The organism is Psychrobacillus vulpis (assembly GCF_006861825.1).
GTDB lineage: Bacteria > Bacillota > Bacilli > Bacillales_A > Planococcaceae > Psychrobacillus > Psychrobacillus vulpis.
On record NZ_VDGI01000009.1, the window covers coordinates 1 to 14,097 of the forward strand.

12 protein-coding genes are annotated in these 14,097 nt (G+C 36.1%); 2 read left to right on the forward strand and 10 right to left on the reverse strand.

Annotated features, from left to right (window positions below; translation table 11 throughout):
- Window positions 1-487: 487 nt before the first annotated feature.
- Window positions 488-2,323 (reverse strand): DNA ligase D, encoded by a 1,836-nt coding sequence (locus tag FG384_RS09585; protein WP_142642383.1) that lies wholly within the window; start codon window positions 2,321-2,323, stop codon window positions 488-490.
- A gap of 106 nt (window positions 2,324-2,429) precedes the next feature.
- Between FG384_RS09585 and ku the strand changes: the two genes are divergently transcribed.
- Window positions 2,430-3,257: a non-homologous end joining protein Ku gene (gene ku / locus FG384_RS09590; protein WP_142642384.1), complete on the forward strand. Its 828-nt coding sequence runs from the start codon at window positions 2,430-2,432 to the stop codon at window positions 3,255-3,257.
- A gap of 494 nt (window positions 3,258-3,751) precedes the next feature.
- On the opposite strand, the gene FG384_RS09595 is transcribed toward ku, so the two are convergent.
- Window positions 3,752-4,732 (reverse strand): glutaminase, encoded by a 981-nt coding sequence (locus tag FG384_RS09595; protein ID WP_240793391.1) that lies wholly within the window; start codon window positions 4,730-4,732, stop codon window positions 3,752-3,754.
- A 180-nt stretch (window positions 4,733-4,912) separates the two neighbouring features.
- Window positions 4,913-5,389 carry an MgtC/SapB family protein gene (locus FG384_RS09600; protein WP_166462422.1) on the reverse strand — a complete coding sequence of 159 codons (477 nt, stop codon included), beginning with the start codon at window positions 5,387-5,389 and terminating at the stop codon, window positions 4,913-4,915.
- A 317-nt stretch (window positions 5,390-5,706) separates the two neighbouring features.
- Between FG384_RS09600 and FG384_RS09605 the strand changes: the two genes are divergently transcribed.
- On the forward strand, window positions 5,707-8,739 hold the full coding sequence (locus FG384_RS09605; RefSeq protein WP_142642387.1) for an efflux RND transporter permease subunit: 3,033 nt from the start codon (window positions 5,707-5,709) through the stop codon (window positions 8,737-8,739).
- A gap of 301 nt (window positions 8,740-9,040) precedes the next feature.
- On the opposite strand, the gene FG384_RS09610 is transcribed toward FG384_RS09605, so the two are convergent.
- The 7 genes from FG384_RS09610 to FG384_RS09640 all read right to left on the reverse strand — a co-directional run bounded on the left by FG384_RS09610 (window position 9,041) and on the right by FG384_RS09640 (window position 14,094).
- Complete coding sequence (locus FG384_RS09610) at window positions 9,041-9,484, reverse strand: DUF1801 domain-containing protein (RefSeq protein ID WP_142642388.1); 444 nt, start codon at window positions 9,482-9,484, stop codon at window positions 9,041-9,043.
- A 290-nt stretch (window positions 9,485-9,774) separates the two neighbouring features.
- Window positions 9,775-9,984 (reverse strand): hypothetical protein, encoded by a 210-nt coding sequence (locus tag FG384_RS09615; RefSeq protein ID WP_142642389.1) that lies wholly within the window; start codon window positions 9,982-9,984, stop codon window positions 9,775-9,777.
- A 384-nt stretch (window positions 9,985-10,368) separates the two neighbouring features.
- A complete protein-coding gene (locus FG384_RS09620) occupies window positions 10,369-10,716 on the reverse strand; it encodes a gamma-type small acid-soluble spore protein (RefSeq protein ID WP_142642390.1) in 348 nt (115 codons plus the stop codon).
- Between the two features lie 318 nt (window positions 10,717-11,034).
- Window positions 11,035-11,193 carry a GNAT family N-acetyltransferase gene (locus tag FG384_RS20430; RefSeq protein ID WP_142642391.1) on the reverse strand — a complete coding sequence of 53 codons (159 nt, stop codon included), beginning with the start codon at window positions 11,191-11,193 and terminating at the stop codon, window positions 11,035-11,037.
- 322 nt (window positions 11,194-11,515) lie between these two features.
- Window positions 11,516-12,634 (reverse strand): GerAB/ArcD/ProY family transporter, encoded by a 1,119-nt coding sequence (locus tag FG384_RS09630; RefSeq protein ID WP_142642392.1) that lies wholly within the window; start codon window positions 12,632-12,634, stop codon window positions 11,516-11,518.
- A gap of 33 nt (window positions 12,635-12,667) precedes the next feature.
- Window positions 12,668-12,901 (reverse strand): hypothetical protein, encoded by a 234-nt coding sequence (locus tag FG384_RS09635; RefSeq protein ID WP_142642393.1) that lies wholly within the window; start codon window positions 12,899-12,901, stop codon window positions 12,668-12,670.
- Between the two features lie 2 nt (window positions 12,902-12,903).
- The gene (locus FG384_RS09640; protein WP_142642394.1) at window positions 12,904-14,094 is read right to left on the reverse strand and encodes a Ger(x)C family spore germination protein; all 1,191 of its coding nucleotides are present in this window, start codon (window positions 14,092-14,094) and stop codon (window positions 12,904-12,906) included.
- Between the last annotated feature and the right edge of the window lie 3 nt (window positions 14,095-14,097).

Genomic DNA, 14,097 nt, shown 5'->3' on the forward strand with positions numbered 1-14,097 from the left:
TATCTAGGGTAAACTTTAATTGGGTCATTATTAATCTCTCCTCATTGTTTATCGTCGTTGAAAACATTGTAACCAAGAGGGATTAATTTGACCCTTTTCCTTTTTACACAATTATATGGACTTAATCGCATACTCAATACTTATGCGCGGATAACTCGATAATACACTCGGATAAACTAGGTATGCGAGCATAGCTGCTCGATATGCTCGCATACTCATTACTTATGCGCGGATAACTCGGTGGTATGCTCGGATAAGCTAGGTATGCTCGTATAGTCGATCGATATGCTCGGATACTCATTACATATGCGCGGATAACTCGGTGGTATGCTCGTATAGCCGCTTGATATGCTCGGATACTCATCACTTATCCGCGGATAACTCGGTGGTATGCTCGGATACTCGGTACATATGCGCGGATAACTCGATGATACACTCGGATAAGCTAGGTATGCTCGCATAGCAACATGATTTGCTCAATTTCGTACTATTTTTTCATTAGTCCCTTTAATTGATCGAGGACTGCTCCGAACTTTTTTTCATCTATATTTTCTCGAAAGTCTCGAAATGGATTAGCTTGTTTTTTTAATCTTTCTAAAACATTTGGAATAGAAAACATATCTGGCTTTAGCGAGCTATTTACTTCCTCCCAATTTAGTGGGGTTGCAACTAAACCTAGGTCATTTCCCCTTGTAGAATAAGGAGCTATTATTGTTTTTCCTTCGGCGTGCTGAATGTAGTCTAAGTACAATTTATTTTCTCGGTTTTTCTTTAATCGTTCTATCGTAAACCATTGAGGTACTTGTTCGCACAAAAATTGACAAACAAACTCCGTGAAAACACGAGTATCTTCATAGGAATACGTATCAAATGGCAGCGGAATATAAATTTGCAATCCTTTTCCTCCAGAGGTTTTTACAAAGGATTGTAGTTCGAATTGGTCAAATATTGCTTTCATTCTTATTGCAGCTTCTACCGCTAAAGAAAACTCCTTCACAGAAGGTGGATCCAGGTCAAATACGATTTCTGTTGGTTTATTTGTTTGGATAGTTTGAAATGGAATGTGAAACTCTAACGCAAGCTGGTTCCCTAACCACAATAGGGATTCGACGTCATTACACAAAATATAATCGATGTCATCACTACGCTTAGTTGTAATGTAATCTGGAATATAATCTGGACTATTTTTTTGATAAAAACTTTCACCAGGTACTCCGTGAGGAAAACGAATAACGGTCAAAAGCCTCTCACGTAAAAACGGCAGGATGTATGGTGTTATATTTTGTAAGTACAACAAGTAATCGTCCTTTTGAATATCACTTGCCGGCCAAACAGATTTTTCGGGATGTGTTATTTGTAAAACTTCAGGTAAAGGAAATAGCTGTCTTTGCATCTTCTGCCAGTTACAATCGAACGCCTCGATTTCAAAGTTAAATGCATGGAATCGAGGTTCTCTTAAATGCTTTCCATCAAAATCAATACAAACAATATCTACGCAAATGGATGGTTCCAATTCCCATATATTTTCGGATAGTTTTGTTCCATTTGATTGAAATAATGCTATTAATGTATGTAATTCTTCCTCTTTCAAACCATGGCGTAATGTTACGACTTCCGTTAACTCGTCATTGTGATAAACTGCTCCATGAAAATAGCCATTACTTTTATCATATTTAATTAAAATGACACTAACGTATCTCCAATTTTTGATTTTTACCCAATTAACCGTACGCGTATTGCTTTCCCAATTGCTAGTTTTTCGCTTGGCAACAATTCCTTCCCCATTACTAACTTCAATATTGTTCCACAATCGTTCACTATCCTGGAAAGTATCAATTGCCTGTACTCGATGCTTGTCTTCGTAATTGATAGTAATAGGAATCTTCATTTTCTGAAAAAGCTTATCTAAAGTTTGTTTTCGTTTTGTTATTGGAAGACTCGTTACACTTTCTCCTTTATATTTCAGCAAATCAAACACAACATAGTGACACGGAAATTGTTGTACATGTGTGCTAATCACATCTTGATTACTCATCCTACCTCTTAACTGAACAATGGAAAAGTTACTTTTCCAATTGTTTATTAAATAAACTAGTTCACCATCCAGCGTTAAAGGTAAGTAAGGTTTAATTTGTTCATGTATTTCATAACAGAAGCTAATGATTTCTGGAAACATATTATTGAGAACTTTGCCATTTCTACTTTTAAGAATAGGTTCACTCTCCCACTCTAATAGGCATCGAAAGCCATCATATTTCGTCTCGTATATCCAGTCTTTTCCTAATGGAATTTCATCTACTCCAGTTAACAGCATAGGTTTCATATTCAACCTACTTTCGATTTTCTTCTAGCATTTGATTATTTCCTATTTAAAATACATAAAAACATTCAAACCGTGCATAGTAAAAAGAAAAAGTGGGTGGAAGTATATGCATACAGTTTGGAAAGGTAGCATTAGTTTTGGACTTGTTAATATTCCAATTAAACTCCATGCTGCAACTGAAAATAAAGATATAAAATTGCGCCAACTCCATAAAGAATGCCATACTCCAATTTCTTATGAAAAAGTTTGTGAAGGTTGCAAAAAAGAAGTGAAAAGTGAGGATATTGTAAAGGCTTACGAGTACTCTAAAAATAAATTTGTAGTATTAGACGATGAGGAACTCGAGAAGTTGAAAAAAGAAAATGAAGATAAAGCAGTGGAAATTATTGATTTCGTAAAGTTGGAAGAAATAGATCCAATCTATTTTGAACGAACCTACTTCATGGCACCAGACAGTGGAGGTGGAAAAGCATACACCTTGTTAAGAAAGGCACTAATGGAATCCGGTAAGATTGGTGTCGCAAAAATTATGATTCGTTCCAAAGAACAATTAGCCGTAGTTCGAGTGTACAAAGACACACTAATAATGGAAACCATTCACTTTCCAGATGAAGTGAGAAGTACAGCAGATGTTCCGAATATACCTAGTGAACAAACAGTCGTTCAGAAAGAACTCGATACCGCTCTTTTATTAGTTGACCAATTAACAACAACTTTTGAACCGGAAAAATATACAGATGATTATCGTACGGCATTAATGGAACTAATAGAAGAGAAGAAAGCTAATAATAGTACAGTTTCTGCAAGCGATAAACAACCTGCTATGCCTTCCAATGTAACCGATTTAATGTCTGCTCTCCAAGCTTCCTTAGATAAGACAAAAAAGAAAAAGCCAACTACGAGAAAGAGAACTCCGAAAGTAAAAACGTCATAATGATGAAAGTCCTTATATTTAACTTTGCCAGATGGAGGCCAATATCCAAATGAATAAGAAAATCGTTGAAACGGCTCCCTTTCCGCGGGCGTTGCCTTAGCCTCCTCTCTACGCTGCGGGGTCATCGGCTAACGCTATTCCCGCAGGAGTGTCGCCTTTTTCAACGATTTTCTAAAAACGAATAAATATTTACCTTAAAAAATAGACAGTTCTTCAGTGCCTTCGCTACGCTCCTGCAGGGTCTCGCCTGTCTCACTTTTCCCTTAGAAGTCGAGCTGTAAACTTCGGAGATATGCAGAGGGTCTGAAAAGTCCCTATCATTCGACTTTGCCAGATAAGAGTATCCAAACCCAATAAATAAGAAAATCGTTGAAACGGTTCCCTTTCCGCGGGCGTTGCCTCAGCCTCCTCGCTGCACTGCGGGGTCATCGGCTAACGCTATTCCCGCAGGAGTGTCACCTTTTTCAACGATTTTCAAGACAGGGGTCTCTAATCTAAAAAATACTTAAATCCCAACTATCTGCTATTTGTTTTAATAACATTACACCTGCTACGCTACTGCCATACTCGTCAATAGCTGGTCCATAAATGCCTATTCCGCAACCTTGTAATAATGGAAGATTTTCATTTCTAACACGAGGTGGTACTGCTGCCATAATTCCTCCGGACACGCCTGTTTTGGCTGGGATTCCAATGGAAGCAGCGAACTTACCTGAAGCATTGTATACACCACATGTGAGCATTAAGCTTTTGGCTAACCGGGCTACCTCTTTAGGTAGGATTTGTTCGTTTCGGATAGGGTGATAGCCATCTTGAGCTAGAATTAATCCTATTAATGCGATGTCTTCTGTAGTTACTTCAAGCGAACATTGTTTCAAATATACTTCTAGAGCTTCCTCTACTTCTATTTCTAAATAGCCTGTTTCTTTCAAATAATAGGCTAACGCTCGATTTCGATTTGCCGTTTGCCATTCAGAGAGAAACACTTCCTCATTTAATCTCGGTCTCTTCCCTACCATTTTCTCCATTAATGAACGTATAGATTCTAATTTCTTTGTTGAATTGTCTCCTGGAAGAATGGAGGAAACTGTAATTGCTCCAGCATTAATCATAGGATTGAACGGCTTTCCTGGCTTATGCATTTCTAAACGAATGATTGAGTAAAAGGGATCTCCAGTCGGTTCTAAATCGACCTTATCTAATACATAAGGAATACCATGATGCATACATGCAGCAATAAAACTAATTACTTTGGAAATGCTTTGCAAAGTAAAAGGAATGTCCCAATCTCCAGACTTGAAATTGGTTCCATCTGGCCCTATTAAAGTAATACCTAATTGTGATGAGTTAACCTTTTCTAACGCAGGAATATAAGATGCATTTTTTCCTTCCTTAGAAAAGGGACGATAGTTGGTTACCCATTCATCAATTATATGAATACTTTGATTATCTTTTGGAATGCTTGTTTGTACCATTCTCTCCATCCCTTTACTATAAAATTACTATTTTTATACTAATAAATTGATTCTATTTTCTTAATATAGAATAGAACAATATTCAAAAAAATACTATACAATTATTAATTAAAATAATCAGTAAAAAAAAAGCTACAATGACCACTATTTGCGGTACTGTAGCTTTTTCTCTATCATTTTTTATTCTCCATCACTATCATCTTCTTCTTTTTCTCGTGACGGTAGTATCCCCATTTTCTCCACTAGTTTTGGTAAATTCATTGCAACAAACATTAAAATTGCAGTAATAATAGCTAAATCATATGCACCATAGCCTATTGTCAAACCTACACAAGCTGTAATCCATAGATTAGCTGCAGTAGTAAGTCCACGTTTTGCATTAGCCTTATCTACCCAAATTACGCCTGCACCAAGAAAACCAATACCACTAATTACTTGTGCAGCTAATCGCATAGGGTCCATATATGGCCCTTGGTTTAAAGTTGATAAAGACATTGCTAATGTTGATCCTAAACACACTAATATATGAGTTCTAATACCAGCTGGCTTATCTTTAATAGCTCTTTCTAAACCAATTAAAAACCCTAAAAAAGTTGCAACAATTAGTCTAATATATAATTCAAAATGTAAATCGAATAACGATCTAATAAAATCCATATGCATCACTCCTTATTATCTTCTAAATGATTTCTTTACTTTCTACTGAGGTCATTTTTATCCACCTTTATATATTCTATAACCAATTCCTAAAACCCTTTGCAAGATAAACATATAGAAGTTCCTCCTGCTTACCTTCTAAGTCTTAGGTCTTAGAAAAATATAATCCTAAGGTTCAATGTGGAATAGTTTTCTATTTTTTACAATGAAATAGCTAATGAGAAGATTTTAGAAGGGAGCTCATAGTTTGAAATACAAATAAACCGGACTTTTATCGTTTATCGTACAAAATGAAAATTTTTAGGAGGAATCATTATATGTCGTTTTTTACTAAATGGGCTTTTGGTAACAGGGCTGCTGTCGCTGTATTAACCATTTTAATATTAGTGATAGGTGTTGTCAGTTACTTTAGACTGCCTATGGAATTTTTACCCTCAGCGGATAATCCGCAAGTGACCATTATTTCTATGGGTCAAGGGACTGACTCCAAAACAATGGAATCCGAAGTTACCATTCCGATTGAAAGAGCAGTTACACGTGTGAATGGAAAAACATCCGTCTATTCTACAACTGGAGACGGATTTTCAAAAGTAGACCTGTTTTTCGAGGCAGGAACTGATATGAAGCAAGCAAAACTAGACGTTCAAGATGCGTTAAGTAATGTAGGTTTGCCTTCGTATATATCCAAGCCAACCATTTCACAGCTTAATACATCTATGATTCCAATTGTTAATATTGCCGTCACTTTTGATGAAGGTATGACGACAGAAAATATGGATTTCGCACGTGAAAAGCTTCAAGCTCACTATCAAGAAATCAAAGGAGTTTCCAGTGTTGATGTATACGGAATCACAGATTCCATCATTTCCGTCAAGATTGATGATGAAAAATTAGCTGAAAATCAAATTCCTCTACAAGCGGTTATGGGTGCACTTCAAGGTCAAAATACTGCTTTAGCTGTCGGTGAAAAGATTATAGATGGAAAAACAAGCAATATTAAAGTAATTGGTGATTTAACAAGCATTGAAAAACTGAAAGGGTTAACGGTAGCTCCTAATGTAACACTTGGAGATATAGCTACGATTGAAGAAACAAAAGATGCTAATTTCATTAGCCGTTTTAATGGCAAGGATAGCTTAGATATTAGCATCACGAAAGACAGTCAATCCAATGCAGTAAAAATTAGTAAAGAAGTTGAAAAAGTAACAAAGGAAATCAATGAAAAATATGATCAGCAGGAATCAGTCGTTTACGTATCTTCTGCTGATTTAGTCGAAAATTCGGTTCATACGATGATAAAAGAAGTTCTTCTTGGTGCACTATTTGCAACGATTGTCATTATGCTCTTTTTACGAAATATCCGTTCTACTTTTATTACAATCGTATCGATTCCTTTATCACTTTGCTTCACATTATTCTTACTGTCAATGTCTGGTGTGACATTGAATATTTTAACGCTTGGCGGTGTCGCTGTTGCGGTTGGACGCTTAGTGGATGATAGTATTGTTGTAATCGAAAATATTTTCCGTAAAATGCAAACAGAGAAATTCTCCGTAAAAATGATTATTGACGCAACTAAGCAAGTGGGAGTCGCTATTACTGCTTCTACATTAACAACAGTAGCCGTTTTCTTACCAATGAGTTTATTAAATGGAGGACTTCAAGATTTCCTATTACCATTTGCATTAACGGTTACGTACTCCTTGCTTGCTTCTTTAATCGTTGCGTTGACTGTTGTTCCAGTTATGAGTGCAGGATTATTGAAGAATGCAAAGATTCCTGAGCATAAACCAGCTGTTCGTTTCCCAAAAATAGTTACATGGTCCTTGAACCATAAATGGATCGTGTTTACAATTTCCATCCTTCTATTCTTTGGTTCAATCGCTACTTATTTTGTCATCCCAAAAGGAGCAGTTGACAATTCTTCTGCTGACTATGTCATGGCAACGCTCAGTTACCCGAATGATACACCAATAGAAGAAGTAAAGGAAAAGACATTGGAACTGGAATCATCTATTCTAGCAATGGATAAAGTGCAACATGTGTTTTCGCAGGTAGGTTCTCCAGCGGAAGCAGCTCAATATGGCTACGTAGGATCGCCGACTGAAGCATCGTTTAGTATTTTATTAAATGATAAAAAAGATACAGAACACATCGTGAAAGAAATGGAAAAGAAAAAGGATCAATATCCTGATGCCATTTTAGAAGTTAGTGCATCTTCCTTTATGATGGGAGGAGCAAGTACGAATATTACGATCGATGTGGTTGGTGAAAATTTAGCGGATTTGGAAGAAGTAGCAACAACTATTAAAGAAAAAGTACAGGACATTGAAGGCGTAGAGGAAGTTACGACCAATCAAGACGAAAAGAAAACTGTACACTCTCTCGTAGTTGACCCTACAAAAGGAAATACAGAACAAGTTGCCCAACAGTTAGGTGTGATGTTAAATAAAACACCAATTGGAACGATTAGTTTAAATGATAAACAAAAAACTGTATTCCTAGAACCGCTCCTAGATACGAAAACACCAGGAGACCTGAAAAAGATACAAGTCATGACCGATACAGGTCTTGTTCCTGTTTCATCGATTGCAAAGTTACAAAGTGAAGAGCGTTCAACTAACCAGTTCCATAAAGACGGAGATGCCTACCTTCGAGTAACAGCAGCAGTTGATCCTGCAAAGCTATCAGAAATCTCAAGTAAAGTGAATGTAGAGATTTTCGGTGATAAAAAGGACAATGAAGGCATGGATATTCCAGAGAATGTCGACGTTCTAATCGGTGGTTCTAGTAGTCAACAAGCAGAGGATTTTACAGATTTATTCCTTATTATGCTTGTTTCCATCGGGATTGTATTTTTAATTATGGTCATCACATTTAAATCAATCAAAGCACCAATTGCTATTCTTTGCTCGTTACCACTTGCTGCAATTGGAGCTATTTTAGGAATTCTTATTAGCGGTATATCCGTAGATATTACAGCTCTTCTTGGAGCATTAATGCTAATTGGTATCGTCGTAACAAATGCGATTGTGCTTTTAGACCGAGTGAAACAAAATGAACAAAAAATGATCATTCGCGATGCACTTGTAGAAGCAACAGCAACAAGAATGAGACCAATCTTCATGACTGCAATCGCAACAATCTGTGCGATGCTTCCACTATTATTGAAGCAAGCAGAAACAGGAAGTTTAGTATCTCAAAGTCTTGCGATTGTTGTTATTGGCGGGTTAGCTATGGCTACTCTGCTAACACTGATTGTGATCCCATGTATATATGAATTGCTTTATTTTAGGAAGTCTAAGAAACAACGTGTTAATCAAGCAGCTGAGCAAGAGGTTTCCAATTAGTAAGAAAAGCTACCCTGTACGTAATCGTTTCCGGAGTGCTTTGGATCAGACTTTTGCTACACCATTACCGTTGGATAATTAAAGGAGCTGGAAGTGACCGTGGTCACTTTCAGCTCCTTCTATTTCGGTAATCGTGTGGCGATCGTCTGTCCGTCGTACTCCTACAACTTTTAGGCACATGGTTGCTATCGTTTGGATAATGAAAGAATTAATTCTGTCCTACTCATAAAGCATGCGACCGAAGATACAATTTCGGTCGCACTTTACTGCTCTATAGGATGGTTGCTTCTAAGTTTTCTTTCTAAGGACACGTAATTTCTAACCAAATAGTTATTACTTTTTTTAGTTCTTGTTCCTTTGCTTTCACATCATTTATACTAGTAAATTTAGCTATAGCTCTATCATGAGCAACCCACTCTAGTATTCCTGTTGTATCATCAATCAGATGTTGTACATCAACATTATCCTTAACCTTTGATCCGCAATGAAAGATAAGTCGAAAAAATCCTTTACCGTGTAGATTAAATGTTATTCTGTCCTCACCTTCAATGTGATAACTAGGCGCATTCCATTTGATATGTTCAGAAATAATAATATTAGCATTTAAAATGATTTTTCGGACTTCCTCTATTTCTTCTTTAAGCGGATGGTCAAGATTATTCATAAATTCTATCACTTGTTGTGGTCCAGTCCATTTTACTGATTTCTTATCTGTTGTTTCGGATGGCTTATTATTTTTTGTCATAACACCTTACCTCCCTTTCAATTTTTATTTGTATTCAAAGAAAATAGTGTTTACTACTTTTGACAAATAAACTAAAATTCCTTCTTGAAATGGGATAAGAGCTTAAAAAATGCTTAACTCTTGCCTGGCCTGGACTCTAATTGATTCCTTGTATATATGAATTGCTTTATTTTAGGAAGTCGAAGAAACAGCGTGTTATTCAAGCAGCAGAGCAGGATGCTATTTAATGTGAACATAAAGAAACCAGACCATAGCTTAAACGCTATGATCTGGTTTTCATGTGTTTCTTATTAGCGCGAAGGTCTAGCTTCTTGACAATTTGAACACTTTTTTTGATTGCTACCTTTAAATTTAGTAAACGTCTTTTCAAAAGTATTTCCACATGAACATTTAAACTGTAATTTTTGCGAGTAACCTATATATTCATTAGAAAGTAGTTCACTCTCTGAATTCTTCTTGACATAATCACGGATGCCTTCAATGGTCCATTTTTTATTCATATTTACACCTCCAATATTAACAGGAAGAAGTTTCTGATAAATTCCTTCCAATTTCCTGAATATCCTATTATACCATCACTTCCACTCTCCTGTGTTTGACTGAAATGTTTCTCAATTTGTGGATCACATAGGAATATTGTTTGGGCAAGGAATTTATGCTATACTAAGATAGCAAACAATGATTTTGACATCCAAAAATACCGATTGTCATTCACTGAGTTGAACCAGTCGAGATTATTGGGTGCCAAACCCGCAAGAATTCTTTAGGAACAAGGAATTCTTAAGAAAAAAAGCATTATCTCTTTTGAGATAATGCTTTTTTATATACATACTTCAGAACCTATTCTTGAGTTAACCAAAAATTTGGGTACATATGAATAATTATTAGTACTTATTGTTTTTTCTTTGAGCTTGTGCTTTTTGATTTGCTTGAGCGTTTTGTTGTCTAACTTCTTGTGCATTCGTTTCACTTTCAATTGAAACGCCAAATTCAGAACCGAATTCAGTAGACAGGTTTTGTGATGCTTTTTGATTTGCTTGAGCATTTTGTTGTCTAACTTCTTGTGCATTTGTTTGAGTTTCATTTGATACGGCAAATTCAGAACCAAATTCATTAGACATGTTTTGTGACGCACCTTGAGCTTTTTGAGCAGATTGTGCATTTTGTTGTCTAACTTCTTGTGCATTTGTTTGACTTTCATTTGAAACATTGTTTTTATTGTTGTTTGCCATTCTTCTTCACCTCCATAAATTATGTTTTCCAAAACAGAGCTTATCATTAGTAGCAAATGTTGGAGTCAACTGTATTAAGTTTTTTAACTCAATTTTATGGCATACTATTTAGCGAAGAGAAGAGAAAATATGTAGTGATAAAAATAGGGTTATTCAACTAGAGTTCAACTCCCGTCAAATATCTAAATCCTTTAAATGATTGTGACGCTATAATTACCCAACAATAAACAATAACATTTCTAACCTTCTTGCTACAAGATTTAAAGAAAACACAATATGTTAGTATCAATAAATACTACTCTTACTGTTTAAGTTCATTTAGAGTTTTGCAAGTCCAGTTATCAATAGATGTTTTCCAATCCCTTTTCCTTGGTGGCTAGGATGAACATATAATGACCCTAAGAACACTTCTTTGTCAGATAAATTTCCAGAGAAAAAAGCATATCCCATAATCTCTTTGTTATTTTCAGCAACCATATTTTAGAGAGGATTTAAAGCGTTTATTCATCTCCTCATTAGAGTAAATATCCTTTAAAACTTTATCATGTATACCTTCTGGAATAAAACTACTATATGTATCTCTCCAGGTAGGAACTGAAATAACCCTGACCAGAAACCGCATCAATTAACACAGGACTTTACCTGCTGCTGGAGTTCCTACCACTGGGGTTCAATAATTTCTTCTAGATAATCGCCTAATTGGCATGTTAAAGCTGGATAAACTCAAGAATATTTCGTTGAAAGAAAAAAACTTATTCTTGGAAATACCATTAATCTAAGCACAAAATGGCATAATCATCTATTCGTTTATTTCTATTTCCTTCTTTTTCGTTCTTTTTCGTATTGCATATACGACTACCATCAAAAGAGGTAAAAAAAGTCCGATTGATAATGTTAAGGAATTACCCGTTGTACTGTCCCAATGTTGTTGGTACATGACATTAGGATAAATCACGAGAGAAAGGACCACGGCAATCATTCCTAGTGGTAATGTTAAAGGGCGGTAATCTTTCAAATTCAGAATTTGTGCCATCCCTAAAACGGAAGCGTAAAAATAAAGGGTCGTTTTAAAATAGAGGGTGATAACCCAAAGTGAAGCCATTAATCCCTCAATACGCTGCACAAAATTCCCGATATTTATCCTTTTGGTCAATTCATAGCTTGGATATATCTCTCCAGCAGTTTTCTCAACACCAAATACCGAAACACTCAAAAATGTAATAACGATGATGACGATGCCGCCTATTAAGTTTCCAAGTAAAAAAGATTTTTTTACTTGTTTCATTTTGTTAATAAAGGAAGGAAAAATCATTAAGAGAACAACGGCATCAACTGAAGATACTACGACATAAAAAATGGATGATTGAACGATCTTTTTTGTCCCCATCTCATATACAGGCTGTATGTTTTCAAACTTCATTTCAGGTGAAATAAACGCTACTAAAATGAAAAAAATGACGAAGAAAACGACAATTAAGATTTCTGCAGTACGAGCGAAGGTTTCTAATCCAAGACGGACTCCCATCACCATAACCCCCGCCAGAAGAATACTAAGGACTACCATTGGAGTACTTGGCATCATATGGATGTTTAGGAATAGCCCAAAATAATACAAAAGTTCTGAAGCATATATAAGAGACATGAGTACAAACAAAGCAGAAAAGGCTTTACCTACCCATTTTCCAAATAGTTTTTCAAGGAGTTGGACATAGGTGAGGTTAGGGAACCAAAGAGCTATAGTGATGAATAGCCATATGACCAATAACCCTATACCCGTACCAAATATAGCGGCAAGCCAGGCATCTTGCTTCGCGTCAGTTGCTAATGCTGATGGTACAGTTAAGATGCTCGTACCAATCGTAAATAAAATAACTAATACTAGAAATTGATACGAATTTATTTTAACGTCTCGAATCATTTCATATCATACCTTCCCCTATACACTGTTCTTTTATTTCAACAAATGAGAAATAACGTCATCAAGCGGTTTAAAAATAATAGTGAGTAAATCTAGTGGATTTGGAATAGGTTTTTCAAATCCAAGTGTAATACTTAGACCTACCCCAATTGCAAGTAGAATTGAAAACACAAGTAACTCTTTTTTATATTTTTTTTCCAAGAGAGGCGGAACTTCAATCCACAGAATGGCTGCTGCAATCAGGAGTATTCCTATACTTTTTATCATGATTATCTACCCTCTATCTCTTCTAAAAATGAATTACCTACTGTACCCGTATGCACAAGTTTTACGTCTACTTTAACATTCGCTGTCATCTCAGGGAATTCCTCATCCCACTGTTCTTTAATCTTTTTCCATTCTTTCGGATTAGATCGATGAATGGCATTACCAAATCCAAATATGTCTGACTTATACTGTTTTTGTACCGTTTCAATGGTCGATTTAATGCGCTCTTCCATCTCTTTTTCAGTATTCTTCTCTAGCTCAACAATTGTTTCTGGGTCATTAAGATTAATTTGACACTCTACTTCCCCAACATTTCCTTTTACTTTAATATTGATATCCACTTCAGGCTTACCTTTGTTCATTTTGCCTTTCATTTTAGAATCGAATTGAATAATCTCTAAAGTGGCTTTCCCCTCTTCAGGACAAGATATAGCTGTTACAGTATTTTGCACTTCGTTGACGATGGCATTATACCTTCTGCCATCTATTTCAGTTAACCAGCCTACCAGTTTATCTTTTTTAAACACCGCTAAACCATTATATTCAATTCGCGCAGAAGGAGTAATCGATTCCACATTCTGTTTGCTTGATCCCATTTCTTGTTCCCCTGTTACTATAATCCCTGTTAATACGGCTTCCTTTCCATCACTTGTAAGATTGGCTATCAACTCATCTAATATAAAGGCGTTCGTTGCAGCCCAGGAGGCTTCTGACGTTTTTAGCGTGTTAAACATTTTATTGGCAGGTATATTTTCAATCGTTGTTGTGACATTCAGTACTTCCGCTGCAGTCATATCCTTAGCAATAACAACAAAGAAATCAGATCGAAATTCCCAATCTCTTGACAGAAAATCTAAGGATTCGGCTATACCTTCTTCAGCTAAATCCTCACCAAGCACAAGCGTTCGAAGATGTCCAGGATATATTTTTCTAGGCGAGATCTTTGTAATTTTTCGAAGGGCTTCATATACCGTTTCTCCGGTCGCCTGAAACAGGGTGACTGGTGAACGCCCAGTACTTGTTTTCGACGATATTTCCGAAGGTACAACCACTTGAGCAGTTACTTGGTATTCATCTTCTACTTTATCGATTCCTAATGCCAACGTAATGCCAAGCTCATTTAATTCCCTCCGGTCCCAACACCCCGTAAGAAAGAGGCTGAGAATCAGGAGAACAAACATGCACTTTTTCATCGT

Bases quoted from the DNA above. Each gene is read 5' to 3' on its own strand.
- FG384_RS09585 (WP_142642383.1), bottom strand. From the start codon at position 2,323: ATGAAACCTATGCTGTTAACTGGAGTAGATGAAATTCCATTAGGAAAA.
- ku (WP_142642384.1), top strand. From the start codon at position 2,430: ATGCATACAGTTTGGAAAGGTAGCATTAGTTTTGGACTTGTTAATATT.
- FG384_RS09595 (WP_240793391.1), bottom strand. From the start codon at position 4,732: ATGGTACAAACAAGCATTCCAAAAGATAATCAAAGTATTCATATAATT.
- FG384_RS09600 (WP_166462422.1), bottom strand. From the start codon at position 5,389: ATGGATTTTATTAGATCGTTATTCGATTTACATTTTGAATTATATATT.
- FG384_RS09605 (WP_142642387.1), top strand. From the start codon at position 5,707: ATGTCGTTTTTTACTAAATGGGCTTTTGGTAACAGGGCTGCTGTCGCT.
- FG384_RS09610 (WP_142642388.1), bottom strand. From the start codon at position 9,484: ATGACAAAAAATAATAAGCCATCCGAAACAACAGATAAGAAATCAGTA.
- FG384_RS09615 (WP_142642389.1), bottom strand. From the start codon at position 9,984: ATGAATAAAAAATGGACCATTGAAGGCATCCGTGATTATGTCAAGAAG.
- FG384_RS09620 (WP_142642390.1), bottom strand. From the start codon at position 10,716: ATGGCAAACAACAATAAAAACAATGTTTCAAATGAAAGTCAAACAAAT.
- FG384_RS20430 (WP_142642391.1), bottom strand. From the start codon at position 11,193: ATGGTTGCTGAAAATAACAAAGAGATTATGGGATATGCTTTTTTCTCT.
- FG384_RS09630 (WP_142642392.1), bottom strand. From the start codon at position 12,634: ATGATTCGAGACGTTAAAATAAATTCGTATCAATTTCTAGTATTAGTT.
- FG384_RS09635 (WP_142642393.1), bottom strand. From the start codon at position 12,901: ATGATAAAAAGTATAGGAATACTCCTGATTGCAGCAGCCATTCTGTGG.
- FG384_RS09640 (WP_142642394.1), bottom strand. From the start codon at position 14,094: ATGAAAAAGTGCATGTTTGTTCTCCTGATTCTCAGCCTCTTTCTTACG.